Here is a 25,837-nt window from a genome sequence, read left to right on the forward strand (position 1 = left end):
AGCAGTAGACGGGTGAATCGGTTGGCGCTAGTCTGCGGTCAGCCGGACCATAAGAGAAGCTAATTCACCTAATGCCGATTAAGGAAATCTAATGCTCGACTACGCATTGCTCGACGCTCTCGCGGCGGTGATCCGGCACGGTTCGTTCGAACGGGCGGCCAGGGAGCTGAACGTCACGCCGTCGGCGGTATCGCAGCGCGTGAAACTGTTGGAGGAGCGCGTCGGCAGCGTGCTCGTCAAGCGCGGGCAGCCGTGCGTCGCGACGACGTCGGGCGCGTTGCTGTGCCGGCATACGGAGCGCGTGCAGTTGCTCGAGGCCGAACTGGGCGGCCGGATGCCCGCACTGCCGGGCCAGATCGCGAGCGCATGGCCGATGCTGCGCGTGGCCGTCAACGACGACAGTGTCGCGACCTGGTTCATCGATGCGGTCGGGCCGTTCTGCACCGAGCGCGAGACCTTGCTCGACCTCGTGATAGACGATCAGGACTACACGGCCGCGCGCATTCGCGACGGCAGTGTGCAGGGCGCGGTGACCGCGCAGGCTGAACCGATCCAGGGATGCCGGTCGACGCGGCTGGGGCGCATCCGCTATCGCGCGGTGTGTTCGCCGGCGTTTTACGACCGCTATTTCGGCGCGGGCATCACGCGCGATGCGCTGCGCCGTGCGCCGTGCGTCATGTTCAATCCGAAGGACGGTTTGCAGGCGCGCTTCATCCGGCGCGTGACGCGTGCGGATCTCGATCCGCCGCAACACTGGATCCCGCACGTCGCGGGTTACCTGCGTGCATGCGAAACGGGGCTGGGATGGGGGATGTGCCCGGACCGGATGGTCGATCGCCAGCTTGCGGCGGGCGAACTGGTCGACATGTCGCGCGGGCGGACCGTCGATATCGACCTGTACTGGCAGAGCTGGCGCCTGTCGATCGGCTGGCTCGACGATTTCAGCGCGGCGCTGAAGGCGCGCGCCGCGCTGTTTCTCGACTGATCGAAGCGGGCGCGGGGGACGGTGGCGGGCGGCGGCGCGCAGGTTACGCGCCGCGCAGGGTCAGACGTGGTGCAGGCCGTCGAAGTCGACGATCTGTACGAGGCGGCCGTGCATTTCGATCAGGCCGCGCTTCTGGAACTTCGACAGCGTGCGGCTGACCGTTTCGAGCGTCATGCCGAGGTAGCTGCCGATGTCTTCGCGCGTCATCCGCAGGTTGAATTCCGACGGCGAGTAGCCGCGCTTCAGGTAGCGCGACGACACGTCGAGCAGGAACGCGGCGACGCGCTCTTCGGCGTTCAGCGAGCCGAGCAGCATGGTTTGTGACGTTTCGCGCACGATCTGCTCGCTCATCAGCTTGTGCATGCGCAGCTGCATCGAGCCGGCTTCCGAGCACAGCGACTTGAGCGCGCTGTACGGAATCACGCAGACCGAGCTGTCTTCCAGCGCAACCGCGGTGCGCGGGTGCGTGTCGTCGCAGATGCCGTCGAGGCCGAGCGCTTCGCCCGCGAGGTGCAGACCGGTGACCTGCTCGCGGCCGTCGTGGCGCGTGGCGACGGTTTTCAGCGAACCCGAGCGCACGGCGTACAGGTTGTCGAAGGTGTCGCCTTCGCGGAACAGCGCTTCGCCGCGCTTGACCGGGCGCGCCGCGCAGATGACCGATTCGAGGCGGCTGAGCGCTTCGGGTGCGAGGCCCTGCGGCATGCACAGATGCCGCATCGCGCACGACGAGCAGTGCGGGGCCTGACGGGGAGCCCAGTTGCCTGCATGGGACGAGGCGGCGGGACGTGTGGCGACGGGCGTCAACATGATCGTTTGCTCCAGCGTTGAATCGACCGAATCATTGTCCCACCGCAAGTTGCCGCTGTCGGGTGACAAAACGTCGCGACCGCGCGCACATGTCGCGGGCATCGTAGCGGCATGCAAGCATGCCGTCGCGTGTGCGCGCCGCGACGCGCACGCTGATGCCGCTGTGATGCCGGTGCCGCTCAGCTTTCCTGATCGTCTGTATGCGCGGCGGCCGGGATCAGCAGCACGGGCAGCGTTGCATGCCGCACGCACTGTTCGGCGATGCTGCCGAGCACGAGGCGACGGAACCCGCGGCGGCCGTGCGTGCCGAGCACGAGGAGGTCGGCGCCGAACGCTTTCGCACCGTCGAGGATCAGCGTCGACACGTCGCTGAGCGACGACGCCTCGCTCGTCAGCGTCTCGCCCTTCACGCCTGCCGCCTGCATCAGCGTCTTGAACTCCGCCGCGAGCGCATTGCCTTGCGCGATGAGCTGGTCGCGCAGCACGGACGGATCGTAGCCCGGCACGTTGTAGTAGATCGCGGCGTTCTCGACGACGTAGAACGGTTGCAGTTCGGCACCGTGCTCCTTCGCGAGCGCGAGGGCGGCATCGAACGCGTGGCGGGCCGTGTCGCTGCCGTCGATGGCAACCAGAATGCGCTTGTACATGGTGTCTCCAAGTGGCGGGTTGAACGAAAGTCGGCCGAACGGCCGAGCAGGCCGTGCGTCGCTGCGAGGCAGGGTAAACCAACGGCAGGGTCTTTGCAGCGACGTGCCGGTCGTCGCGAGTGTGCATTGAATATCAACCGGATCGCGACGACGTGACTTCGATCAACGCCGATGCATCGACGTCGCGAAACCCGGCTGTCGACCTGAACCCGGCGCCGATATCGATTCCAGCGCCGATTTGGAGCAGCGGCGCGCGAACGCGCACGTCGCTCCGCCGCCGTCGGCCGTCGGCCGTCGGTCTCGCGTCGACCCGCCAAACGAACGAGCGATTCAAACGCCGCGCGCGTCACCGCGGCAGCACCGTGATTTCGATCACGCGTTCCGGCCGGCGTCCATGACCGGGCCAGTACGCGCTGCCGTACATCCGGTGAACCGGGCCGTACGACGCGTCGCCCGCGTGCGACGGCGCGTCGAACCCCTTCTCGATCACCATGTAGCCGGGACGCAGCGCGAACGCCGGATGATTGCCGCCCTGCCGGCTGTCGAAGCCGGCGAAGCCGTCGCCGGCCTCGGGCATCGCGTTGACGAGCGATGCGTTGCTGCCCGTGATCTGGTCGGGCGAGAAGGCGCCGCCGCTCGCGAGACGCGCGGCCTCGCGATTCTTGCCGTCGGTGTCGACGGTGCTGTCGTGCGTGTCGTCGTTGTCGAGTTCGATGCTGCGCGGATGCGTGGTGTGCGGTTGAGCTGACGTTTCCATCACGGCTCTCCTGGCGGCGAAGCGCTCCGGATCGAAGCAAATCCCGTTCCGGGCAGGACGGGAAAACGGCGCGCGCGCGATCGCCGCGGTGGTGTGGCGCGCGCTGATTTGTCATGATTTATTTCAGCTAGAACACCCGTTTTCTACAGAGTATGATTCATTTCCTGCGAAGCGGCGACAGGGGATGCGGTCTTGCCGCCTCTGCCCGCATCGGGGCACCGCAGCACCCTTAAGACGGGTAGTGAACAACAAGTCAAGGGACTAGAGGTGGCGGATTCATGCAAGCGACTACTGCCTTCACGCACCGCGGTTATCTGTTGAATTGCGCGCCCGCGCGCGCCAGTGACGGGTCGTTCAAGCCCTACGTCGTGATCTCCAGATCGAGCGACGGGGAACTCGTCGCCAACCGTTTTTTCCCGACCGAGCTCCAGTTCAACGACGAAGGCGACGCGATCGCGCACGCGCGCGACTGGGCCGTGCGCTGGATCGACGCGAGCAGTATTACGATCTGACGCCGTCGCGCGGCGGCGGCATCGTCCGGCCGGCCGATCCCCCGACGTGCCGCTGCCGATCGAAAACGCGGTAATCTTCTGGAACCCGTCACTTTATTTGCGGCCGTGCGATCGAGCGCGGCCGCCTGCATTGGCATATGTCGACATCACCCGCCCGTCAGTGGGGCCTCGAAGAAATCGTTGCCGGCTTGCGCGAATCGCGCGAGGAACTTCATCGCACGCGTCATCCGCGCGGCATCCGCGAGCTGCCGTCGCGCGACGCGATCTGCAAGATCGTCACCGGCCTGCGCGCGTCGATGTTTCCGACGCACTACGGCGCGCCGGATCTGACCGACGAAAGCGTCGACTATTACGTCGGCCACACGCTCGAAAGCACGCTGCGGATCCTGTCGGAACAGATCCGCCGCGCGCTGCCGTTCCTGCCCGAGCACGCGGACACGCCGTTCGCCGAACTCGACGAACGCGCGTTCGAGATCGCGCGCGAGTTCGGCCGGCAGTTGCCGGCGGTTCGCGCGCTGCTGGTCAGCGACATCCAGGCTGCCTACGCGGGCGATCCGGCCGCGCAGCACATCACCGAGATCCTGCTGTGCTATCCCGGCGTGCTCGCGATGATGCACCATCGTCTCGCGCACGCGCTGCACCAACTCGGTGTGCCGCTGCTCGCGCGCTTCATCAATGAAATCGCGCACTCGGCCACCGGCATCGACATTCACCCGGGCGCGCAGATCGGCCCGAGCTTCTTCATCGACCACGGCACCGGCGTCGTGATCGGCGAAACCGCGATCATCGGCGAGCGCGTGCGCGTGTACCAGGCCGTCACGCTCGGCGCAAAGAGCTTCCCGGCCGATGGTGACGGTGCGCTGGTGAAGGGCAACGCGCGGCATCCGATCGTCGAGGACGACGTGGTGATCTACGCGGGCGCGACGATTCTCGGCCGCGTGACGATCGGGCGCGGCTCGGTGATCGGCGGCAACGTGTGGCTTACGCACAGTGTGCCGCCCGGCACGAGCGTCGCGCAGGGCAAGGTCCGCGAAGGCGGCAGCGGCGAGAAGCCGTGACGCGGCGCGCGAACGGCGCAATGGTCGTTCGCGCAGCGCAGGTGAAGGCGTGCGCCGATGCCCGCACACAAGGTGTGCGAAGGGCACACACGGCTACCGCCGAACATGCCGTTCGTCAGTGTTTGCCGGCCGGCGAGCGATGCTTGTACAGCACGTCCTGGTCGACGCGGATCAGGTTCTGCCCCGCATCGACGACGAAATCCACACCGTTGTACGCGCTGCCCGTCAGCAGCAGGATCGCGCCCGCGACATCGTCGGGGCCGGCGATGCGCGCGAGCGGCGTCGATGCACGGCTCGCGTGTTCGAAGTCGGCCTGCGTCTGGTCGTCGCTCGGCAGCATCAGCCCGGGGAACACCGCGTTCACGCGCAGCACCGGCGACGACGACAGCGCGAGCATCTGCGTGAGGTTGCCGAGCGCGGCCTTCGCGACCGTGTAGCTGAAATGGTCGCGGTGGAAGTTTTCCTTGATCTTCTGGTCGACCACATTCACGACCACACCCTGCGTGCCGGCCGCGCGGGCCCGTTCGTAGAATGCACGCGTGAGCAGGATCGGCGCGCGGCAGTTGACGGCCCACGCCTGGTCGAATGCCGCGAGGTCGAAGCTCGGGAAATGGTCCTGCCAGAACACTGACGCGTTGTTGACCAGCACGTCGAGGCGGCCGAAGCGCGCATACACCTGGTCGATCAGTGTGGTGATCTGCCCGGCATCCGACAGGTCGGCCTGCAGCGCGACCGAATCGTGCCCGCTCTCGGCGATCGCGCGGGCCGCTGCCTCTGCGGCATCGGCCGAACGGTCGTAGTGCACCGCGGTGCGATAGCCGTGCGCGGCGAAATACTCGGCGAACGCGCGCCCGGCCCGGCGCGCGGCGCCGGTCACGAGCACGACCGGCGCGTTTGCCGCTTGCTTCGTGGACTGCATTACGTATTCGTCAGGTTGACTGAAGAAGGATTCGCGACGATCGACAGGAATTCGCGCCGCGTGGACGGATCGGTGCGGAACGTGCCGAGCATGCGCGACGTGACCATCTCGACGCCCGGCTTGTGCACGCCGCGCGTCGAGATGCACTGATGCGCGGCTTCGAGGATCACGCCGACGCCCTTCGGCTGCAGCACGTCGAACAGCGTGTCGGCGATCTGCACGGTCATCTTTTCCTGGATCTGCAGGCGCTTCGCGAACGCGTCGACGAGGCGCGCGAGCTTCGAGATGCCGACGACGCGATGGTTCGGCAGATACGCGACGTGCGCGCGGCCGATGATCGGCACCATGTGGTGCTCGCAGTAGCTCTCGAAGCGGATGTCCTTCAGCACGATCATTTCGTCGTAGCCGTCGACTTCGCTGAACGTGCGCGCGAGGATGTCGCGCGGCTCCACCGCATAGCCGGCGAAGAACTGTTCATATGCGCGCACGACGCGTGCCGGCGTGTCGAGCAGGCCTTCGCGGGCGGGATCGTCGCCGGCCCAGCGCAGCAGCACGCGAACGGCATCCTCGGCTTCTTCCCGGCTCGGCCGGGATGCGGCCGGCTCGGGCCGCGCGGATTTTTTACCCATCTAGTCACTCCATCGAATGCGGCCGCCTGCGGCGGCGCGAATATCCGGGCATTGTTTCATGCTTTCGCGGGTCGTGCGTGCGGCCTGCCGCACACCCGGCATCACTTCGGCCATTCGTCCTGCTCGTCGTTGAACAGCGATGCGACGACGCCACGCAACCACGCCGTGCGCGGATCGTTGTGGAACTTGCGGTGCCAGTGCTGCTTCAGGTCGAAGCGCGGCAGCGGCAACGGCGGCTCGACCGGCACGATGAACGCATGCTCGGCCGCATAGGCATAGCCGATCGCGTGCGGCACCGTCGCGATCAGGTCAGTGCGGCTCAGGATGAACGGCAGGCTCATGAAGTGCGGCGTCTCGAGCACCGCGCGGCGGTGCATGCGCTGCTTCGCGAGGTATTTCTCGAGCACCTCCTGGCTGCGCCCCTCGGCGCGCACCACCGCATGCCCGCACGCGAGGAACTGCTCGGCCGTGAACGGGCGCGCCTGTTCGAGCGGATGGCCGCGTCGCATCAGGCAGACGAACCGGTGCGTGAACAGACGCTGCTGGAAGAAGTTGTTGCCGTCGAGATCGGGGAAGTAGCCGACCGCGAGATCGATCGAGCCGGCTTCGAGGCCGCGGCCGACTTCGTCGTGCGCGAGCGAAACCGAGCGCAGGTTCGCGTGCGGCGCGCGCGTCGCGAACGCCTGCAGCAGCTTCGGCAGGAACACGATCTCGCCGACGTCCGACAGCGCGATCGAGAACGTATGCGTGCTCGCCGCCGGATCGAAGTCATGCGGCGCGACGAGGCCGCGCTCGATCTGCGCGAGCGCATCGCGCGCGGCCGGCAGCAGCGCGAGCGCGCGCGGCGTCGGCTCCATGCCGCGCGACGTGCGCACGAACAACGGATCGCCGAAATACTCGCGCAGGCGGCCGAGCGCAGTGCTCACGCGCGGCTGGCTCACGCCGAGCAGGTCGCCGGCGCGGCTGACGTTGCGCGTGTCGTCGAGCGCGACGAGGTAGGGAATCAGGTTCAGATCGAGCGCATCCATCGTGAGGCCGGTATCCAGGAAACGTATACAACTTATCTCCAAAATCGGATTGCCGCATAGTCGGGAAAGCGCTCAAATGGGTTCCATTATTCGAACCAATGTTCAGGAGACGAACAATGCGCACCCAGGTCGCCATCATCGGCGCCGGTCCGTCCGGCCTTTTGCTTTCTCATCTGTTGCGCCTGCAAGGCGTCGATTCCATCCTCGTCGAAGCGCGTTCGCGCGAATACTGCGAGAACCGCATCCGCGCCGGCGTGCTGGAGCAGGGCACCGTCGACACGCTGAACGAAGCCGGCCTCGGCGAGCGGATGCGCCGCGAAGGGCTCGAACATCACGGCATCGAGCTGCTGTTCTCCGGTCAGCGCCATCGCATCGACCTGAGCGCGCTCACCGGCGGGCGCGCGATCACCGTCTATAGCCAGCATGAAGTCGTGCGCGACCTGATCGCGGCCGGCGACGCGCATGGGCACCAGATGCATTTCGAAGTCAGCGAAGTCGCGCTGCACGATATCGAAAGCGAGCACCCGTTCGTCACGTTCAAGCATGCGGACGGCCGCGCGGACCGCATCGACTGCGACTACATCGCCGGCTGCGACGGCTTCCACGGCATCGCACGGCAGACGATTCCCGCCGAGCGGCTGAACACGTTCGAGCGCGTCTATCCGTTCGCGTGGCTCGGCATCCTCGCCGACGCGGCGCCGTCGCTCGACGAGCTCGTCTACGCCCATCACGACAACGGCTTCGCCCTGTTCTCGATGCGTTCGCCGACGGTCACGCGCCTCTATCTGCAGTGCAAGCCCGACGAAGACCTCGCGGAATGGTCCGACGCGCGGATCTGGGACGAACTGCACACGCGCTTCTCGAACGACACCGGCTGGACGCCGACCGAGGGCCGGATCACGCAGAAGAGCGTGACGCCGATGCGCAGTTTCGTGTCGGAGACGATGCAGCACGGCCGCCTGTTCCTCGCGGGCGATGCCGCGCACATCGTGCCGCCGACCGGCGCGAAGGGGATGAACCTCGCCGTGGCCGACGTCCGCGCGTTGTCCCGCGCGCTCGGCGCGCGCTATCGCAGCGGCGACGCGACGCCGCTCGAGCGCTATTCGGCGACCTGTCTCGAACGCGTGTGGCGCGCCGAGCATTTCTCGTACTTCATGACGAACATGCTGCACTCGTCGCCGGAGGATTCGCCGTTCGTCAATCGCCTGAAGTTTGCCGAGCTGAAGTACGTGACGCGCTCGCGGGCCGCCGCGCAATCGCTTGCCGAAAACTACGTCGGCCTGCCGTTCGACGACCAGACGCCCCCCGAGGGATCCCGCCTTGACAACGCGCTGTGCGCGACTCTATGATCGGCCATCGTTCGCTAATCGAATATGGGTTCGAATAGCGAACAAATGCCGAAGGTCGACGACGGCCTTCGACGCGGCACGCGACACGCGCGTGTCCCCTCGACAGGCCGCGCATCGTGCCGCGGGTTCGTATCAGGAAGAGACATGGTCAACAAGATTTTCGAATCGCTTCAATCGGCGGTCGCGGACGTCCACGACGGCGCGACCATCATGATCGGCGGTTTCGGTACGGCAGGCATGCCGTCCGAGCTGATCGACGCGCTGATCGAGCAGGGCGCGCGCGGCCTGACGATCGTCAACAACAACGCGGGCAACGGCGAGACGGGTCTCGCGGCGCTGCTCAAGGCGAAGCGGGTGCGCAAGATCATCTGCTCGTTCCCGCGCCAGAGCGACTCGCAGGTGTTCGACGCGCTGTACCGTGCGGGCGAAATCGAGCTGGAACTCGTGCCGCAGGGCAACCTCGCGGAGCGGATCCGCGCGGCGGGCGCCGGCATCGGCGGCTTCTTCACGCCGACGGGCTTCGGCACGAAGCTCGCCGAAGGCAAGGAAACGCGCGTGATCGACGGCAAGTCGTACGTGTTCGAGACGCCGATCCACGCCGATTTCGCGCTGGTGAAGGCGTACAAGGGCGATCGCTGGGGCAACCTCGTGTATCGCAAGACCGCGCGCAACTTCGGGCCGATCATGGCCAGCGCCGCGAAGGTCGCGATCGTGCAGGTGTCGGAAGTCGTGCCGCTCGGCGGGCTGAACCCGGAACACATCGTGACGCCGGGCATTTTCGTGCAGCGCGTCGTCGAAGTGCCGCAGGCCGCGCATGCGGCCGAGCTGGCCGCCGAACGTGCATCGCAAGCCGCCTGACCGCCCGAGGAGACCCGACATGAAACGACTGACCCGCGATGAAATGGCCAAGCGCGTCGCCCAGGACATCCCCGAAGGCGCGTACGTGAACCTCGGCATCGGCGTGCCGACGCTGGTGGCGAACCACCTCGATCCGAGCAAGGAGATCTTCCTGCACAGCGAGAACGGCCTGCTCGGCATGGGCCCGGCCCCGGCGCCCGGCGAGGAAGACGACGAGCTGATCAACGCCGGCAAGCAGCACGTGACGCTGCTCACCGGCGGCGCCTATTTCCACCACTCGGATTCGTTCGCGATGATGCGCGGCGGCCACCTCGACTACTGCGTGCTCGGCGCGTTCCAGGTGTCGGCGAACGGCGACCTCGCGAACTGGCACACGGGTGCGCCCGATGCGATTCCGGCCGTCGGCGGCGCGATGGACCTCGCGATCGGCGCGAAGCAGGTGTTCGTGATGATGGAGCACCTGACGAAGCAGGGCGAGAGCAAGATCGTCGCGCAGTGCTCGTACCCGGTCACCGGCGTGCAATGCGTGAGCCGTATCTATACGGATCTCGCCGTGCTCGACGTGACGGCGGACGGCCTCGCGGTGAGCGAGATCTTCACCGACCTGTCGTTCGACGAACTGCAGAAGCTGACCGGCGTGCCGCTGATCGACGCGACGCGCAAGGCCGCAGCCTGAACGGCAAGCGTGCCGGCGCGCGCGATCGCGCGCACGCCGGCACGCTTGGGTAGACAATAGGCGCACGCCGTTTCCCAATCTGATGCCATGCTCGAAGACAGCGCCCGCCTGACCTCTCTCATTTGCGGCACCGAGCCGCTCAACCGGATCTGGTCGCCGCGCGCGACGATCCAGCGGATGCTCGACGTCGAAGCCGCGCTTGCGCGTGCGCTCGCCGCGCGGCAGGTGATTCCCGCCGCCGCGGTCGCGCCGATCGAACGCGCGTGCGACGCCGGCCGGCTCGACGCCGACGCGCTCGCGCACGGTGCGGCGCTCGGCGGCAATCTCGCCATTCCGCTCGTCAAGCAGCTCACTGCCCAGGTGAAGGCCGACGACCCCGAGGCCGCGAAGTTCGTGCACTGGGGCGCGACGAGCCAGGACATCATCGATACCGCGACGGTGCTGCAGCTGCGCGACACGCTCGACGTGCTCGAGCCGCTGCTCGACGAAGCGTGCGCGTCGCTCGCGGTGCTCGCGCGCGCGCATCGCGCGACGCCGATGATCGGCCGCACGTGGCTGCAGCAGGCGCTGCCGATCACGCTCGGCCTGAAATTCGCGCAATGGCTCGACGCGCTGCTGCGCCATCGCGCGCGCTTCGCCGAATTGCGCGAGCGCGCGCTGGTGCTGCAGTTCGGCGGCGCCGCCGGCACGCTGGCGAGCTTGCGCGAGCAGGCGGCCGGCGTGAGCGCCGCGCTCGCGGCCGACCTGAAGCTCGCACTGCCGGCCGTGCCGTGGCACACGCAGCGCGACCGCATCGCGGAAGCCGCGTCGTGCTTCGGGATGCTGACCGGCACGCTCGGCAAGATCGCGCGCGACGTGTCGCTGCAGATGCAGACCGAAGTCGGCGAGCTCGGCGAACCGGCAGCCGCCGGCAAGGGCGGCTCGTCGACGATGCCGCACAAACGCAACCCCGTCGGCTGTGCGGCCGTGCTGACCGCCGCGGTGCGCGCGCCGAACCTCGTCGCGACCGTGTTTGCCGGGATGGTCCAGGAGCACGAGCGCGCGCTCGGCGGCTGGCAGGCCGAATGGGATGCGCTGCCCGACCTCGCGCGCCTGACCGGCGGCGCGCTCGCGCAGATCGCGCAGATCGTCGCGGGCCTCGACGTGAACACCGAACGCCTCGCCGCGAACCTCGACCTGACGCACGGGCTGATCCTCGGCGAAGCCGTGATGCTCGCACTCGGCGACCGGATCGGGCGCCTCGATGCGCATCATGTCGTCGAGCATGCGTCGAAGGAAGCCGTGCGCACCGGCGCGACGCTGTTCGACGTGCTCGCCGCCGATCCGACCGTATCCGCCCATCTGTCGCGCGACGCGCTCGCGCGGCTGCTCGATCCCGCACATTATGTCGGCGAGGCGCAGGCCTACGTCGACGCTGTGCTCGCGCTGCACGCGGGCACGACACAACCAGGAGAACACTGATGCCTTTCGCCACTGTCAACGGCGTGAAACTGCATTACCGGATCGACCGTGCCGCGCGCGACGACGCGCCGTGGCTCGTCTTCTCGAACTCGCTCGGCGCCGACCTGCAGATGTGGGCACCGCAGATTCGCCCGCTCACGCAGCACTTCAACATCCTGCGCTACGACACGCGCGGCCACGGCCATTCCGAAGCACCGGCCGGCTCGTACACGATCGACCAGCTCGCGGGCGACGTGATCGGCCTGCTCGACCACGTCGGCATCGATCGCGCGTACTTCTGCGGGATTTCGATGGGCGGCCTGACCGGCGCCGCGCTCGCCGCGCGCTTCCCGTCGCGCATCGTGCGCGCCGTGCTGTCGAACACCGCCGCGAAGATCGGCTCGCCGGAAGTGTGGGCACCGCGCGCGCAGAAGGCGCGTGCGGAAGGGATGGCCGCGCTGGCCGACGCCGTGCTGCCGCGCTGGTTCACCGACACGTTCGTCGATCGCGAGCCGCGCCTGTTCGACGCGATCCGCGACACCTTCGTGCATACCGACAAGGACGGTTACGCGGCGAACTGCGACGCGCTGAACGCGGCCGACCTGCGCGAGGAAGTGAAGGGCATCGCGCTGCCGGTGCTCGTCGTGACCGGCGCGAAGGACATGTCGACGCCGCCCGACCAGGGCCGTGCGCTGGCCGCCGCGATTCCCGGTGCGCGTCACGTCGAATTCGACGCCGCGCACATTTCGAACATCGAGTGCACCGACGGCTTCAACCGCGCGCTGCTCGACTTCCTGACCGCGTGAGGCACCGACGATGGACGACCAGCAACGTTACGAAGCGGGGATGAAGGTGCGTCGCGCGGTGCTCGGCGACGCGCACGTCGACCGTTCGATCCAGAACCGCACCGAAGTGACCGACGAATTCCAGAACCTGATCACGCGCTATGCATGGGGCGAGATCTGGACGCGCGAGGGCCTGCCGCGCCATACGCGCAGCCTGCTGACCATCGCGATGATGGTCGCGCTGAACCGCGGCGAGGAACTCGCGCTGCACCTGCGTGCCGCGCGCAACAACGGCGTGACGCGCGACGAGATCAAGGAAGTGCTGCTGCAGACCGCGATCTACTGCGGCGTGCCGGCCGCGAATTCCGCGTTCCATCTCGCCGACAAGATCTTCAAGGAACAGGATGGGGCCGCCTAGGTGCGGCTGAATAACACGGCCGGCTCGCGCCGGACGTGACCCGATGGCGGCACCTGCCCCTGCCGGCAGGTGTCGACGACGCATGACGTGCCGGCGGCGAATCGGCGCGCAAACAAGGAAAGACGCGGCCATCAGGCCGCGTTGTTTAAACAGGAGACTCGCGATGAATCGCGCACCCGTGGTCGATGTCCAGACCTTCATCAACGAGCAGCCGTTCGGCGGCTTCCAGTGGCTCGTATTCCTGATGTGTTTCGTGATCGTGCTGCTCGACGGCTTCGATACGGCCGCGATCGGCTTCATCGCGCCGTCGCTGCTCGGCGAATGGAACCTCACCAAGCCCGATCTCGCACCCGTGCTGAGTGCCGCGCTGTTCGGCCTTGCGTGCGGCGCGCTCGTGTCGGGCCCGCTGTCCGACCGCGTCGGGCGCCGGTCGCTGCTGCTCGGCTCGGTGTTCCTGTTCGGCGTCGCATGTTTCGTGTCGGCGTTCTCCAACACCATCGGGCACCTGACGGTGCTGCGCTTCGTCACCGGGGTCGGCCTCGGTGCCGCGATGCCGAACGCGGTCACGATGATGGGCGAGTTCTGCCCGGACAAGCGCCGCGCGACCGTGATCAACCTGATGTTCTGCGGCTTCCCGCTCGGCGCCGCGTTCGGCGGCTTTCTCGCCGCGTGGATGATCCCGCATTTCGGCTGGCGCAGCGTGCTGATGCTCGGCGGCGTGACGCCGTTGCTGCTCGGCGTGCTGTTGCTGCTGAAGATGCCCGAATCGGTGCGTTTCATGGTCGCGCAAGGCCAGAGCATCGACCGGATCCGCGCGACGCTTGCGCGGATCTCGCGCGATGCGCTGAACGCCGGTTCGTTCGCGATGACCGAATCCGCGCCGCGGACGGGCAGCAAGGGGATGGGCGTCGTGCTGTCGCGCTCGTACGTCGTCGGCTCGGTGATGCTGTGGCTCGCGTACTTCATGGGCCTCGTGATCTTCTACGCGTCGATCAACTGGATGCCGATCCTGCTGAAGGATGCCGGTCTCACGCCGAAGAGCGCGACGCTGATTTCCGCGCTGTTCCCGCTCGGCGGTGTCGGCGCGGTGCTGTGCGGCGTGCTGATGGACCGTTTCAACGCGAATCGCGTGATCGCCGTGTGCTACGCGCTGACCGCGATCAGCGTGTATGCGATCGGGCAGGCGGCCGGGAACGTGGGGCTGCTCGTGCTGATCGTGTTCATCGCCGGCGTGCTGATGAACACCGCGCAATCGTCGATGCCGGCGCTTGCCGCCGCGTTTTATCCGACCGAAGGGCGCGGCACGGGCGTCGCGTGGATGCTCGGTGTCGGCCGTTTCGGCGGGATCGCCGGGTCGTTCCTCGTTGCCGAACTGACGCGCCGGCACTTCTCGTTCGCCGGCGTGTTCGCGACGATCGCGGTCGCGGGCTTGCTTGCGTGCCTTGCGTTGCTGATCAAGCAGATGGCGCAGCCGCACGGCGTTGCGCAGTCGAGCGGCAAGATCGAGTCGCTCGGGCATTGAGCGGGATCGGGGCCGGGGCGATGCGCCGGCCTTTTGCCTGTTGCGAAAGGTCGTGAGCCGGCCGACACGCAACGACAGACCGGGCCGCGTCGGCGGCCCGTCGACTTTGCGGCCGCCGCGCCGCTACTCCTCCGCGTCGTGTTCCTTGACGAAGTTGCGCAGATACGCGCGCAGCGCGGCCTCCTGGCTGCGGTGATCGGCGAGGTTCGCGGCGCCCATCTCCTCCTCGTCGCCGAACAGCGTGGGCGGCGCGCAGTACGTACCCACTTCGATGTTTTCGCGCAGCACCCGGATCTCGTGCGTGAGCGGGTGGTACTCGGCGATCCAGTGCATGCCCTCGATGTGCTCGCCGGCTTTCAGCATTGGCTTCATCGGCATCTCCATGCAGAGCAGCGGTGCAGCCGGCGAAGCGGCCGCACGCGCCCGTACCGAAAGGGTACGCCTGCATGGCGTGAAGCTCAACGGGGACGCTTGTGAGCGCTTACTGCGGAAGCAGATGCGCGACGAGCGGGTAGAGCGACAGGATCAGCAGCACGGCCATCGTCACGTTGAAGATGCGCAGCGCGCGGCGGTTCGACAGAAAGCGGCGCAAGCCCTGGCCGAACGCGGCCCACAGGCTGATGCACGGAAAGCCGATCAGGATGAACACGACGGCCATCCACGCGGCATTCATCCCGTAGTCGGCGGACAGGCGGATCGTTGTCGCGGCGGTCAGCACCATCATCCATGCCTTCGGATTGACCCACTGGAACGCGGCGGCTTCGAGGAACGTCATGGGCCGCGGCTTGGCGCCCTGCGCCTTCACTTCGCCGGACGTGCCGATGCGCCATGCCAGGTACAGCAGGTACGCGACGCTCGCGATTTCGAGGATCGTGTACAGGACCGGCACGCGCCGGAACGCCTCGCCGAGGCCGAAGCCGACGCACAGCATCAGGATCGCGACGCCGATGCTGATGCCGAACAGGTGCGGCATCGTGCGGCGGAAACCGAAATTGACGCCTGAGGCGAGCAGCATCGTGTTGTTCGGACCGGGCGTGATCGACGTGACGAGCGCGAACAGCATGCCGGCGGGCAATGCGCTGAGGGTGAGGAAGTCCATCGCGGATTCTCCATTCGTGTTCGAGACTGGGATGGAGCCAGTGTAGCGACGGTTTGCTGTACAGTACCGATACAGTTAGATTGACGATTGCCGGTACGGGAGGCGGATGGGGGGCGGGACGGAAACATCGGTGTTGTTGTTTCTCAGAAAAGATGTCCGCAGTCTCAATAAGTTGTCTTTGAATAAAAGATTGAATTTCTCGACTGCGGGATGCTTTCTATGAGTCTTGATGAAAAGATGATCGGAGGATATTTGTCCTTGGATGACATTAGCGCAATGTTTGATCGGCACCATCGTGTCGCTGCGATCGCGTGGAAGGCGCTCAACCGCAGGTTCACGTCCGAGCCTTTGGGAAGGGACGGATATTCACGAATCCCGGCCTTCCCTCCGTTTGCCCCAGCCGAAGCACTGTTCGATGCATTTCCGTTTGCGCTGGCTCGGCGAATACCCAGACGCCGCCTCTTGTGCTACGTCGCAACACTTTTGAAAGGTCGTGCCGCGATGCACTGGCTAACGCGACATCTGTATCGGGTTTTCCTGGAAAGATGTGATGAATAAGCCGATTGTCATGCCCTTCCAGGATGCCAATCCGATCGGGTCAGCGCTTTCCTGCACTCACGGGATAGGGCACGCACCGTAGGGAGGTGATCAGCCAAATTGAATCGTTATTCTCAGCCACGAACTTCCTGAATCGAAACAACATGAGGATTCGATGATGCTGATGGATAACAAGGTTGGACTCGTTACGGGCGCCGGTTCCGGCATGGGGCGCGCAGCAGCGCTTGCGCTGGCGCGCGAGGGCGCGATCGTGATTCTTGCCGGACGCGGCGAGGACAAACTCGCCGCCGTCAAGAAAGAAGTCGAGGCAGCGGGCGGCGTTGCCGAGATCAAGCCCGCAGACGTTTCGCGCCGCGAGGACAATGACGCACTCGTCGCTTTCGCCGAAGCCCGCTTCGGCCGGCTCGACTTCGCCTTCAACAACGCCGGCGGTCACGCCGACTTCAAGCCGATCGACCAGACGAGCGTCGAGGAAGCGGAATGGGTCATCGATCTGAACTTCAAGGGCGTCTATTACGGCGTGAAGTACCAGACCGAGGCCATGTTGCGCGCTGGCGGTGGCGCGATTGTCAACAATGCGTCGATCTTCGGGCTGCGCGGAATGGACGGCATCGCGCACTATGTTGCCAGCAAACACGCCGTCGTGGGACTCACGCGCGCTGTCGCGAAGGAATACGCGCAGCGTAACATCCGCGTCAACGCCGTTTGCCCTGGCGCGACGCAAACGCCCAACTACATGCGCTCGACGGGCGGCGATGTGCATCTGCTCGATGACGCGATTCCGATGCGCCGCCTTGCCCAACCGGAGGAAGTGGCGCAAGCGGTGGTCTTTCTGCTGTCGGGGCAGGGCTCGTACGTGACCGGCGCCGTATTGTCGGTGGACGGCGGCATGAGCATCTGATGCACGCATGCGGGCGCTCGTGAGCGCGCCTGCTCGGACGGAACGCAATTAATTTATGCAGCAGTCCATATGATTTTGTGGAATGACGCGAACGCGTAGAGGGGAGTCATCATGCCAGGTATGTTGGCCCAGGAAGCAGCAAGCGAGGAAGATCTTTCAACCGAAAGAGTCGGTATAAAAGGGCGGATGCCCAAGCTGTCGTTGACGATGGCCTGGTGGTCGCTGTGCAGTACTATGGTTCCTATTGTGATCGGCGCGACGCTCGCGCTCCACTTCGGGGCGTTGAACGCGATCATCGGCATGCTGCTTTCTGTCGTGGTCTATTCGTCAGCCAACTACGTCATCAGCCGCTTTGCGCTGCGCACCGGGCTCTCTGTCGCGCTCTTCTCGCGCGTCCTGTTCGGGCGCGTCGGTGCGCTGCTCGCCACGCTGATCTTTGCCGTGACGGTGATCTATTACACGGTTTTCGAGACTTCCGTGATGGCTGTGGCCGTCAACACGCTGTTTCCGAAGATATCGTTCCAGATCGCGGCGCTGCTCGTGATCGTGTATTCGGTGCCGCTTGTCTTCGGCAGTGTGCAGCACTGGCTGGACAAACTTAATGGCATCCTGCTGCCGTTTTATATTTTCGGTTTGTTCGCAGCCGTTGCAATGGCAACTTACGAGTACGGCTACAACCCGAACTGGATCGATTTCGGCGCGGGTCGGAACGGCTCCGCGAACGGCTGGTGGGACTGCTTCGTCGCTTACATGGGTGTATGGACCTTCATGATGGCCGCCTTCGACTTCGCGCGCTTCGGCAGGAAGGAGGACGAACGATACCATGCGCTCTTCAACTTCGGCGCGCCGTTCTGGGTGATGACTCTCGTGATCAACGGCGTGATCGGCATCTACCTTGTGAGCGCGATTCCCACGAGCGGCCCGCTCTCCGAACTGTCTGTGGTGATGGCGTTGCTCAAGCTCATGGGTATGGGCGGTTTCCTGTTTCTGTGGATCACCCAAACGCGTATTAACACTGCGAATTACTATCTCGCCACTGTCAATACACATGCCTTCTTCGAAAAGGCATTGGGCTTGAAGCTACCCAAATTCGTCTGGGCGATCGTTGTTGGCGTGATAGTTTATGCCCTCACGTTGTCCGGCCTGTTCGCCAATCTGCTCAAAGCGCTGCAATACCAGGGCGTGTTCGTTGTCGCGTGGGTCGCGATTGCGCTGACACACATTATTTCCACACGCTATGAAGATCCGTTCGGCGGCGACGACGAAGCGATCGAAGCGGTGCCTGCGTTCAACGTCATCGGCCTGAGCGCATGGTTCGTGGCTGCGGCCGCGGGCATCATCGTGATGAACCAGCCACCGAATATCAGCGGCTCGTCGGCTCCCGTGACATTCGTAGTTGCCGCAATTGCCTATCGATTTTTGACCACCTATTCTAGACGGGCAGTACAGGCGGGGCAGGTCTAGCCGCCTGACCCAAATGGATGTGCGCCTCGGGGATTTCCGAGGCGCGTCTGTTTTGCGAGTGCGAAGTATCGTGGGTTCGACGAGGAGAGGCGCGATGAGCTTTCTGACTGGTTTTTCAGTGACATCGCCCGAGACCGTACTGTCCCAATTCCCGTTGTGCCGGACCACGAATATCGATGAAGCAGTGTCGTGGAGCGAACGCGTGTTCTGCGAGAGCGAGATTCGCAGCTCGGGTGTCGACGACACGATCGATGCGACGATCTTTTACCGCAAACTGGGTTGTGCCGGCATCGGCCGCATGAGTTACGGCGCGAACGTTACCATCACGCCACGTACATTCGAATCGTTTTTGCTCGTACAGGTGCCCATTCGCGGCGAGGAACAAGTCGAGTTCGACGGCCATCGCTGGGCATGCACGCCCACACAAGGTCTGGTGCTGAACGCGCATGCGCAGACGCGTATTTACCACGACGCGGGCACCGAGAAGCTGTTCGCTCGCATCGACTCCGAGTTGTTGCACACGTGCTGCCAGCAGGCGCTGGGCCGATCGCTGCGCAAGCCGATAGAATTCCAGCCGATCATGCCCCTGCACGAGCCGGGCAGCCGGCAATGGATGCGCACGTTAGGCTGGCTCTTCGACGCGCTCTCGACCGATATGGCCGAGCTCCCTCCGCTGATGCGCGCGCAGATGGAGCGCACGCTTGCCGTGACCCTGCTGATTCATCAGCCGAATAACTACAGCGCCGAGTTGCGCGCGGGCGACGAGCGCTCGATCACCCCCGCTTTTGTGCGCCGCGCCGAGCGCTTCGTCGAGGAGCATGCGCAGGACGCCATCACGATCGGCGACATCGCCGTGCATGTGGGCGTGAGCACCCGCTCGCTCTACGCGGGCTTCAGGCGCTATCGCAACACCTCGCCGATGCAGCATCTCAAGGACGTGCGTCTGCGCCGGGTCTTCGAAGAATTGAAGGCCATGTCACCGACGAAAGGAACCGTCGCATCGGTGGCGTTCAACTGGGGTTTCAATCATCTCGGACACTTCAGTGCCGATTACAAGCGCCTCTTCAACGAGACGCCCTCGCAGACGCTCGCGCGCTGATTTTTCTTGCACTGTCCGGATAGAGTTGCATTGATTCGATAGGAGTGTTGATCGGTCGCTGCCTATGATGGAACCAACGTTCGATTCAGATCGAACTAAACGTAGCCATCAAGGAGGAAGCAGTCCATGTCCGATCAGCCGGTTGTGCGCCGCCGTGGTTCCGGTCAAACCACGAACAATGGCAATGCGGGCGCCGCCCAAAGCCAGTATCAGCCGTACAAGGATGCCGCGTGGGGATTCGTCAATCACTGGTATCCGGCGCTCTTCAGCAACGAGCTTGCGGAGGACCAGGTTGAAGGGATCCAGATCTGCGGCATTCCGATCGTGTTGCGGCGCGCGGAAGGCAAGGTCTATGCGCTGAAGGATCAATGCCTGCATCGCGGCGTTCGTCTGTCCGAGAAGCCGATGTGCTTCAACAAGAAGACGATCACTTGCTGGTATCACGGCTTTACGTTCGATCTCGACGACGGCCTGCTTTCCACCATCGTCGCAAATCCCGACGACAAACTCGTAGGCACGATGGGTGTGACGTGGTATCCGGTGGAGGAAGTCGCGGGCATGATCTTCGTATTCGTGCGCGAGGATGACTTCCAGGTCGACGCCGTGCCGCCGCTCGCCGAGGATCTGCCGCTGCGCTTCCCCGAGAATAGCGAGCGCTTTCCGCATCCGCACTGGCCGGCAGTGCCGCATCTGCTCGACAAGAACGCGGTTGCGATGGGCATTCATCGTATCGGCTATACCAACTGGCGGATCGCCGTTGAGAACGGCATCGATAACGGGCACCTGCTGCTGCACAAGGACAACTCGATCGTCCACGCGAACGAATGGATATTGCCGCTTGGCATCCTGCCCAATGGCGATGACTGCATTGCCGTGTTCGAGGATGAAAATGGCCCGAAGGGAATGCTCCAGTGGATGGGTACCGAAAAGTGGACGCCGGTGCTCGAAAACAAGGAGCTGGGGCTTTCGGTGCCCGGCGTTCGCGGCCGCCCGTATCGCACGTCGATCACGCTGCCCGGCATCGTAGCCGTCGAGAACTGGCCTGGCGAAAAGATGATCCAGCTCGAATGGTTCGTGCCGATTACGGACGACACGCATGAATATTGGGAAGTGATCGTGCGCATCTGCGAAACGCCGGAAGAGCTGCGGGACCACACCTATCGGTTCGAGCGCGTCTACAAGCCGCTTGCGCTGCACGGCTTCAACGATTGCGATATCTACGCGCGCGAAGCGATGGAAAACTTCTACGCCGATGGAACGGGCTGGGAAGATGAGAAACTCGTCGCCACCGATATTTCGCCGATTACGTGGCGCAAGGTGGCGGCCCGCTGGAACCGCGGCATCGCGAAGCCGCCGAAGGGCGTGCAAGGCGCACGTCGCGATTCGAGCTTGCGTTTCAAGCAGACTGCGGATGGCAAGCGGCCCGCCTACAAGGTCGAGCAGATCGAAGATTGAGCAGACGCTTAAAGCGCTTACGTCAAAGCGGGCTTCGGCCCGCTTTTTTTGACATCAAGATTCGTATTACAGATCAATTAAAAGATATTGCACTCATCGGATAGCTGATGCAGCGAAGGGGAAGCATAAAAACATCGCACACCATACGATGTTTCCAACGCGATCCGATGGCGAAGCCGGTCTCCCGAGTTCGTACTTTTGTCCAGACGATGTAATGAGCGACAGGCCGATGAACATGAAGGAACGAATTGCACAGCCGATTTCCGGTACATCGGCCGGCAGTGGTTCGTGGCCGGTTCGCCCGAGCCGGTCGTGCAAGAGCTCGGTGGCATGGGGCGACTTACATCCCGGAACTCGTACTTTGCACGCTGAAGATCATGTGTGTCGTCTCGACACGTTGACTCGGGAACGGCGCGATCAGCGCCTCTGACGATTCGACGCGGGACAACTGGAGAGCACGAGTGAGCGATAAAAGGCGGATAAAAATGATTTTCCCGGGTCCAATGAGCGATCAGACACGTGGGCTGGTCGAGTCACAATTGCCCCCCGGCATCGTGCGCGATGACATCGAGGTGGGCTTCTTCGGCGCTGGCCGGCATATCACGCTTGCCGACACCTACTACGACATGGCGGTGATGGAGCGAGCGGTTATCGAAGCGGGCCTGCAGGCCGAGGCCGAAGGCTTCGACGCGGTGTGCATCAACACCGTCAGCGACCCGGGCATCGCCGCACTGCGCGCGCGTCTTTCGATTCCCGTGCTGGCGCCGGGCCAAAGTGCATTTCATGTCGCCGCGATGCTGGGCCATCGCTTCATGGTGCTTACGATGTGGCGGCGCTGGTATCCGCTCTATCAGAAGACGTTGCGCGAATGCGGTCTCGAATCGCGGCTCGCTTCGATTCGACACATCGACGTGCGCCCCGACACCGAAGCGCTGCTTTCGGGCAAGGAGGACATCGTGTTCGCGAAGCTCGAGGCCGAAGCGCGCCGCGCGATCGACGAAGACGGGGCGGACGTAAGCGTGCTCGGCTCTACCACAATGCATCAGTCACATGCGTGGCTCGCCTCACGTCTGCCGGTGCCCGTGCTCAATCCCGGCGTGATCGCCTACAAGCTGTGCGAGATGTTTCTCGACCTGGGTCTCGCGCAAAGCAAGCGGGCGTATCCCTCGCCCGAAACCCTCAAGGATGCCGCATTCGGCTGGAGCTGAGCCGAGTTCGATACGCACACCGGATCGTCGCATAGCATCGAATTTCATGACTGACGCGCCCCAGGCGGATGGAAATGTGCGGCCTTCGGATCCGGCATGACTATCGCGGCCGCGCCGCGCGTACGAGCGCAGCGGACTGAACGCATTGATTGCGCTTGACGAGCGAGGCGCGCTTGAAGCCGCACGTGGTGCCGACACGCAGATAGAGGCTGGCACGTGCGCGCCCGGGCGCCTTCGTGCCGGCGGTGGAGATGCGCCTCGGACGCATGCCGGCCGCCGCGTGAGGATTGGGCCACCCGGTTTTCCTGCTGCCGAACGGGCGTCGTTGCGCAGGGAAATGTACCGCGTATCAAGAGTGTTAGCGGCATGGACAGATTCATCTCTATAGAAAAAGGTCAACGGCAATGAAAGTCACGGGCAAGCAGGCATTCTGTCTGGCGTTGGGGAGTCTTTGCGCGCCGGCGTTCGCGCAAAGCAGTGTGCAGATCTACGGGCTGCTCGACGCAGGCATTTCGTGGGTCAGCAATCAGGGCGGTCATTCCGTCACCAAGTTCGACGACGGCATTAACGGACCGACCTTCATTGGCCTGCGCGGCAATGATGATCTGGGCGGCGGCGTACGTGCGCTGTTCGTGCTCGAATCGCAATTCCAGATCGGGCTCGGCAGCAATATCCCGGGGCAAGGGATTTTCGGCCGCCAGGCGTATGTGGGTTTGTCGTCGGACCGTCTTGGCACGCTCACATTGGGCAATCAGTTCGATTTTATGTATGACTCGTTTGCACGCGGTAGTAACGAGCCGGGCATTCTTGCGGGCGGTCTCTACAATTTCCGCAGCGGTCCGTTTCAGAGCCTGGGCTTGCCGTCGCGCAACCCGAACGGCGCGGGCAATCCGAGTGGCTCGACCGATTGGGATCGGGGTGCGGACGAACAGGTGTTCAACGCAGTCAAATACCAATCACCCTCGTTTCACGGTATTTCTTTCGGCCTGCTCTATGGGCTTGGCGGCGTGCCCGGGGCGTTCTCGGCGGGGGCGACGTTCAGCGCGACGGTGACGTACGCGGCCGGCCCGGTCGGCCTTGCGGCGGCTTATACCGGTGTGCGCTATCAGGGTCAAACCTCCGCCGATATCAATCCGTTTCGCACGTGGGGCGTGGGCGGCCACTACGATTTTGGCGCGGTAACGATGGCCGCGCTTTTCACCACCACACGCAATGTGAATTCGGGCGCCTCCGTCTACGCCGCGCAAATCGGCGCGAACTGGATCATCGTGCCGGACGTGACGCTCGGTGGCACGTATCTCTATATGAAGGGCAATAACGAGCTGAATAACGTGCACGCGAACCAGGTCGGTGCGACGCTCAGCTATCTGCTTTCGAAGCGCTCGCTCGTCTACGTGCAGGGCGTGTATCAGCGCGGCAGCCACGGCTCCAATGCACAGATCAACGGTGTCCAGTTGCCGGCGGAACTGGGCGCTTCCACCTCGTCGAATCAGGGTATCGCCCGGATCGGCGTGCGCACGCTGTTCTGAGCTTCATGCATGAAGGCCGCACCACGCTGAACGAAAAAAGGAAAACGACATGGAAACAGGCAGAAAAATCCGCGGGCTGATGTTGACGGCAGCGCTGCTGCCGATATCAGGGACTCCCCTTGTGGCATTCGCACAGCCGGCGAGCGAGGCGGTTTCAGCGCCTGCGACGGCCGCTTCGGCGTCGCTCGCGAAAAAAGAGTTGCGTGCGAAGCGCAAGGCCGCGCGCGCGAGAAAGAATGCGGAGTTGAAGCAACTTGAAAGCTCGGGATATCGAGCAGACCAGTACGACCCGAACTACCCGGCAAACGTGTCGAAGGCTCAGCAGAGGGCCACAGGCACTCCCGCGAGCCAGTAAGCGATTCGGAGCGCTCGTGCCGATGCACGGCACGAGCGCAAACGGATCTCAAACGTGGCGAACCCCGGAGTTCATCTGGTCCGACGCATTACTGCCCGGCAGCGCGCCCATTCTTGCAGTAGCGGGATAGTCTATGCACGAACCGGATAGTAGGCCGGGTGAGCGTGGAATAGTCTGCATGCAACAATCCTGCGCGTGGTCAAGGCATTCGGCAGAGCATTCGAAAATGGACGGAGACGGTGCGAATGCACATGTATGGAAAGGGTTTGCGGCGGTGCACTATCGGCTACACCCGTAGACCCCGATGGCCCTCCCGGTTCGCGCATACGAAATCTATGGCGGCAAGACCGCGACAGGTGAATTCAAATATTTGCATCGCGCCCGTAGCGGAATTCGCGTGCGGGTGGAATTTTTTGCGACCGTATAATTGCCTGACCATCCAGGCTTGTCACCCAATCACTGAATACATCTGACTTTTCAGCAATGGAACAGAACGAGGCGTTGCATTTTGAGGCTAGCGACGACTCTGGCCCCTCTACTGATGCGGAGTTATTTCGGACCCGAGATATAGAGCAGGCCCGAGACTGGGGGACGCGTACATTCTGCGAAAACGATCTTCGAAATATCGATGTGCGAAGTGAACTCGACGCACGCCTGATGTATCGGAAGTATGGCTCGATCGGCATCGGACGAATGAGCTATGGCGGCGAAGTCAGGATTCGGCCGACCACCTTTGATGACTTCTACTTGGTACAGGTGCCACTCAGTGGCGGTGAGCACATCTCCAATGGAAAGCACTGCATCAGTTCATCGCCTACGGTCGGCTCGATTCTCAACGCCAGTCAGCAACATGAAATTATCCATACGAGAGGCACTGAAAAGCTGATTCTCCGTATTGATCGCGATTTGGTGGAGCGTCTGTGCGGGCAGCATCTCGGCAACGGTGCGCAGACCCGAGTCGAATTCCAAACCGCGATGCCACTCGATTCCGCAGCCGGCAGGCGGTGGGCTTCCACCATGCAGTGGCTCTTCGATTATCTGGACGGCACTCATTCGTCATCACCATTGTTGGCGGCGCAAATCGAGCAAATGATCGGCTCGCTGCTCCTCATCAGTCAAGCCAGCAATCATAGTCTGGCGCTTAATGAAAATCGATCACGTTCGGTGACGCCAGCATTTATCAGGAAAGCAGAGATTTTCATCGAGGAGCGGGCGCACGAGCCTGTTACGGTGGGAGCCATTGCCGAGCACGTAGGGGTCAGCACCAGTTCGTTATACACAGGATTCAGGAAGTACCGGAACACATCACCTATGCACCTGCTGAAGTACATCAGGCTCAATCGGGTGCGGGAGCAGCTGTTGAAGTCGGATCCCCAAAATACCACGGTGACGGCGGTAGCGTATCAGTGGGGGTTTGCCCATTTGGGGCACTTCACCACCGATTACAAACGCTGGTTTGGCGAAACTCCAGGTGAAACACTGGCTCGCTAAACTGTCTGCATTGGATAAGAGGCGAATGCGTAGGATCACGATCGTCGAGACGGGTTAAGGCGGTCCTCAACCTGATAGCGGCCTGAGCATCCCTCGGTTTTTCGCCTACCAACGGTCCCGAGTTATGCAGCCGCATCCTTGGTCTGTTGAGCCTTGATCCAGTCCTGAAGGAACTGCTCCGGAGAAACGAGGCCGAGCGACGAATGACGACGACTGCGGTTGTAAAACACTGCGATATATTCGAACGAGCCTATCCGGTCTTTTGTGTGTGAGGCATAAACTGACGGC

The 25,837-nt window shown here is 63.8% G+C and carries 26 protein-coding genes and 1 pseudogene; 18 read left to right on the forward strand and 9 right to left on the reverse strand.

Features of this window, described 5'->3' with window-relative positions; translation table 11 throughout:
- Positions 1-91: 91 nt before the first annotated feature.
- Entirely contained in the window at positions 92-985 is an 894-nt protein-coding gene (locus tag WS75_RS26680) for a LysR family transcriptional regulator ArgP (protein ID WP_059598694.1), read from the forward strand.
- 60 nt (positions 986-1,045) lie between these two features.
- On the opposite strand, the gene fnr is transcribed toward WS75_RS26680, so the two are convergent.
- The 3 genes from fnr to WS75_RS26700 all read right to left on the reverse strand — a co-directional run bounded on the left by fnr (position 1,046) and on the right by WS75_RS26700 (position 3,196).
- Positions 1,046-1,792 (reverse strand): fumarate/nitrate reduction transcriptional regulator Fnr, encoded by a 747-nt coding sequence (fnr, locus tag WS75_RS26685; protein WP_059684957.1) that lies wholly within the window; start codon positions 1,790-1,792, stop codon positions 1,046-1,048.
- A 179-nt stretch (positions 1,793-1,971) separates the two neighbouring features.
- Complete coding sequence (locus tag WS75_RS26690; protein WP_059684959.1) at positions 1,972-2,439, reverse strand: universal stress protein; 468 nt, start codon at positions 2,437-2,439, stop codon at positions 1,972-1,974.
- A 346-nt stretch (positions 2,440-2,785) separates the two neighbouring features.
- Complete coding sequence (locus WS75_RS26700) at positions 2,786-3,196, reverse strand: DUF3005 domain-containing protein (protein ID WP_059684964.1); 411 nt, start codon at positions 3,194-3,196, stop codon at positions 2,786-2,788.
- Between the two features lie 278 nt (positions 3,197-3,474).
- On the opposite strand from WS75_RS26700, the gene WS75_RS26705 reads away from it, so the two are divergent.
- Together WS75_RS26705 and epsC are read left to right on the forward strand one after the other, a co-directional pair.
- The gene (locus tag WS75_RS26705) at positions 3,475-3,708 is read left to right on the forward strand and encodes a hypothetical protein (RefSeq protein ID WP_011659947.1); all 234 of its coding nucleotides are present in this window, start codon (positions 3,475-3,477) and stop codon (positions 3,706-3,708) included.
- A 137-nt stretch (positions 3,709-3,845) separates the two neighbouring features.
- The gene (gene epsC / locus WS75_RS26710; protein WP_059464839.1) at positions 3,846-4,766 is read left to right on the forward strand and encodes a serine O-acetyltransferase EpsC; all 921 of its coding nucleotides are present in this window, start codon (positions 3,846-3,848) and stop codon (positions 4,764-4,766) included.
- Between the two features lie 115 nt (positions 4,767-4,881).
- On the opposite strand, the gene WS75_RS26715 is transcribed toward epsC, so the two are convergent.
- The 3 genes from WS75_RS26715 to WS75_RS26725 all read right to left on the reverse strand — a co-directional run bounded on the left by WS75_RS26715 (position 4,882) and on the right by WS75_RS26725 (position 7,342).
- On the reverse strand, positions 4,882-5,685 hold the full coding sequence (locus tag WS75_RS26715) for an SDR family oxidoreductase (RefSeq protein ID WP_059684966.1): 804 nt from the start codon (positions 5,683-5,685) through the stop codon (positions 4,882-4,884).
- Complete coding sequence (folE, locus tag WS75_RS26720; RefSeq protein ID WP_059684968.1) at positions 5,685-6,314, reverse strand: GTP cyclohydrolase I FolE; 630 nt, start codon at positions 6,312-6,314, stop codon at positions 5,685-5,687. Before folE ends, WS75_RS26715 begins: the two co-directional genes overlap by 1 nt.
- Before the next feature lie 101 nt (positions 6,315-6,415).
- Positions 6,416-7,342, reverse strand: a complete 927-nt coding sequence (locus tag WS75_RS26725; protein ID WP_059598699.1) for a LysR family transcriptional regulator — start codon at positions 7,340-7,342, stop codon at positions 6,416-6,418.
- 116 nt (positions 7,343-7,458) lie between these two features.
- Here WS75_RS26725 and pobA point away from each other — a divergent pair, with 116 nt between their 5' ends.
- The 7 genes from pobA to WS75_RS26760 all read left to right on the forward strand — a co-directional run bounded on the left by pobA (position 7,459) and on the right by WS75_RS26760 (position 14,390).
- Positions 7,459-8,691: a 4-hydroxybenzoate 3-monooxygenase gene (gene pobA / locus WS75_RS26730; RefSeq protein WP_059598700.1), complete on the forward strand. Its 1,233-nt coding sequence runs from the start codon at positions 7,459-7,461 to the stop codon at positions 8,689-8,691.
- A gap of 144 nt (positions 8,692-8,835) precedes the next feature.
- Complete coding sequence (locus WS75_RS26735; RefSeq protein WP_014900666.1) at positions 8,836-9,549, forward strand: 3-oxoacid CoA-transferase subunit A; 714 nt, start codon at positions 8,836-8,838, stop codon at positions 9,547-9,549.
- Positions 9,550-9,568: 19 nt separating this feature from the next.
- On the forward strand, positions 9,569-10,225 hold the full coding sequence (locus WS75_RS26740) for a CoA transferase subunit B (protein WP_012365076.1): 657 nt from the start codon (positions 9,569-9,571) through the stop codon (positions 10,223-10,225).
- An 87-nt stretch (positions 10,226-10,312) separates the two neighbouring features.
- Entirely contained in the window at positions 10,313-11,686 is a 1,374-nt protein-coding gene (locus WS75_RS26745; RefSeq protein WP_059684971.1) for a 3-carboxy-cis,cis-muconate cycloisomerase, read from the forward strand.
- Positions 11,686-12,471 (forward strand): 3-oxoadipate enol-lactonase, encoded by a 786-nt coding sequence (pcaD, locus tag WS75_RS26750; RefSeq protein WP_059684974.1) that lies wholly within the window; start codon positions 11,686-11,688, stop codon positions 12,469-12,471. The genes WS75_RS26745 and pcaD overlap by 1 nt, the downstream gene beginning before the upstream one ends.
- A gap of 10 nt (positions 12,472-12,481) precedes the next feature.
- Positions 12,482-12,868 (forward strand): 4-carboxymuconolactone decarboxylase, encoded by a 387-nt coding sequence (pcaC, locus tag WS75_RS26755; RefSeq protein WP_059598704.1) that lies wholly within the window; start codon positions 12,482-12,484, stop codon positions 12,866-12,868.
- Between the two features lie 163 nt (positions 12,869-13,031).
- Positions 13,032-14,390, forward strand: a complete 1,359-nt coding sequence (locus WS75_RS26760; protein ID WP_059684977.1) for an MFS transporter — start codon at positions 13,032-13,034, stop codon at positions 14,388-14,390.
- A 123-nt stretch (positions 14,391-14,513) separates the two neighbouring features.
- Here WS75_RS26760 and WS75_RS26765 read toward each other — a convergent pair whose 3' ends face one another.
- Both WS75_RS26765 and WS75_RS26770 read right to left on the reverse strand, forming a co-directional pair.
- Positions 14,514-14,762 carry a hypothetical protein gene (locus tag WS75_RS26765; protein WP_059685225.1) on the reverse strand — a complete coding sequence of 83 codons (249 nt, stop codon included), beginning with the start codon at positions 14,760-14,762 and terminating at the stop codon, positions 14,514-14,516.
- A 109-nt stretch (positions 14,763-14,871) separates the two neighbouring features.
- The gene (locus WS75_RS26770) at positions 14,872-15,489 is read right to left on the reverse strand and encodes a LysE family translocator (RefSeq protein ID WP_059684979.1); all 618 of its coding nucleotides are present in this window, start codon (positions 15,487-15,489) and stop codon (positions 14,872-14,874) included.
- A 712-nt stretch (positions 15,490-16,201) separates the two neighbouring features.
- Between WS75_RS26770 and WS75_RS26775 the strand changes: the two genes are divergently transcribed.
- The 8 genes from WS75_RS26775 to WS75_RS26810 all read left to right on the forward strand — a co-directional run bounded on the left by WS75_RS26775 (position 16,202) and on the right by WS75_RS26810 (position 25,549).
- Positions 16,202-16,948 (forward strand): SDR family NAD(P)-dependent oxidoreductase, encoded by a 747-nt coding sequence (locus tag WS75_RS26775; protein ID WP_233410054.1) that lies wholly within the window; start codon positions 16,202-16,204, stop codon positions 16,946-16,948.
- 111 nt (positions 16,949-17,059) lie between these two features.
- The gene (locus WS75_RS26780) at positions 17,060-18,412 is read left to right on the forward strand and encodes a purine-cytosine permease family protein (protein WP_059684981.1); all 1,353 of its coding nucleotides are present in this window, start codon (positions 17,060-17,062) and stop codon (positions 18,410-18,412) included.
- Positions 18,413-18,506: 94 nt separating this feature from the next.
- On the forward strand, positions 18,507-19,511 hold the full coding sequence (locus tag WS75_RS26785) for an AraC family transcriptional regulator (RefSeq protein WP_059684982.1): 1,005 nt from the start codon (positions 18,507-18,509) through the stop codon (positions 19,509-19,511).
- Positions 19,512-19,637: 126 nt separating this feature from the next.
- Complete coding sequence (locus WS75_RS26790; RefSeq protein WP_059684985.1) at positions 19,638-20,966, forward strand: Rieske 2Fe-2S domain-containing protein; 1,329 nt, start codon at positions 19,638-19,640, stop codon at positions 20,964-20,966.
- Positions 20,967-21,427: 461 nt separating this feature from the next.
- On the forward strand, positions 21,428-22,174 hold the full coding sequence (locus tag WS75_RS26795; RefSeq protein ID WP_257129458.1) for an aspartate/glutamate racemase family protein: 747 nt from the start codon (positions 21,428-21,430) through the stop codon (positions 22,172-22,174).
- A gap of 404 nt (positions 22,175-22,578) precedes the next feature.
- Positions 22,579-23,703, forward strand: a complete 1,125-nt coding sequence (locus WS75_RS26800) for a porin (RefSeq protein ID WP_059684990.1) — start codon at positions 22,579-22,581, stop codon at positions 23,701-23,703.
- A 49-nt stretch (positions 23,704-23,752) separates the two neighbouring features.
- Entirely contained in the window at positions 23,753-24,058 is a 306-nt protein-coding gene (locus tag WS75_RS26805; protein WP_059684993.1) for a hypothetical protein, read from the forward strand.
- Between the two features lie 483 nt (positions 24,059-24,541).
- A complete protein-coding gene (locus WS75_RS26810) occupies positions 24,542-25,549 on the forward strand; it encodes an AraC family transcriptional regulator (protein ID WP_082729754.1) in 1,008 nt (335 codons plus the stop codon).
- A 122-nt stretch (positions 25,550-25,671) separates the two neighbouring features.
- Here WS75_RS26810 and WS75_RS33895 read toward each other — a convergent pair.
- Positions 25,672-25,797: pseudogene (locus WS75_RS33895) on the reverse strand (IS3 family transposase); the annotation flags it as partial.
- Between the last annotated feature and the right edge of the window lie 40 nt (positions 25,798-25,837).

Origin of the sequence: Burkholderia sp. FL-7-2-10-S1-D7 (assembly GCF_001524185.1) — a bacterium.
GTDB classification, from domain to species: Bacteria; Pseudomonadota; Gammaproteobacteria; order Burkholderiales; family Burkholderiaceae; genus Burkholderia; species Burkholderia diffusa.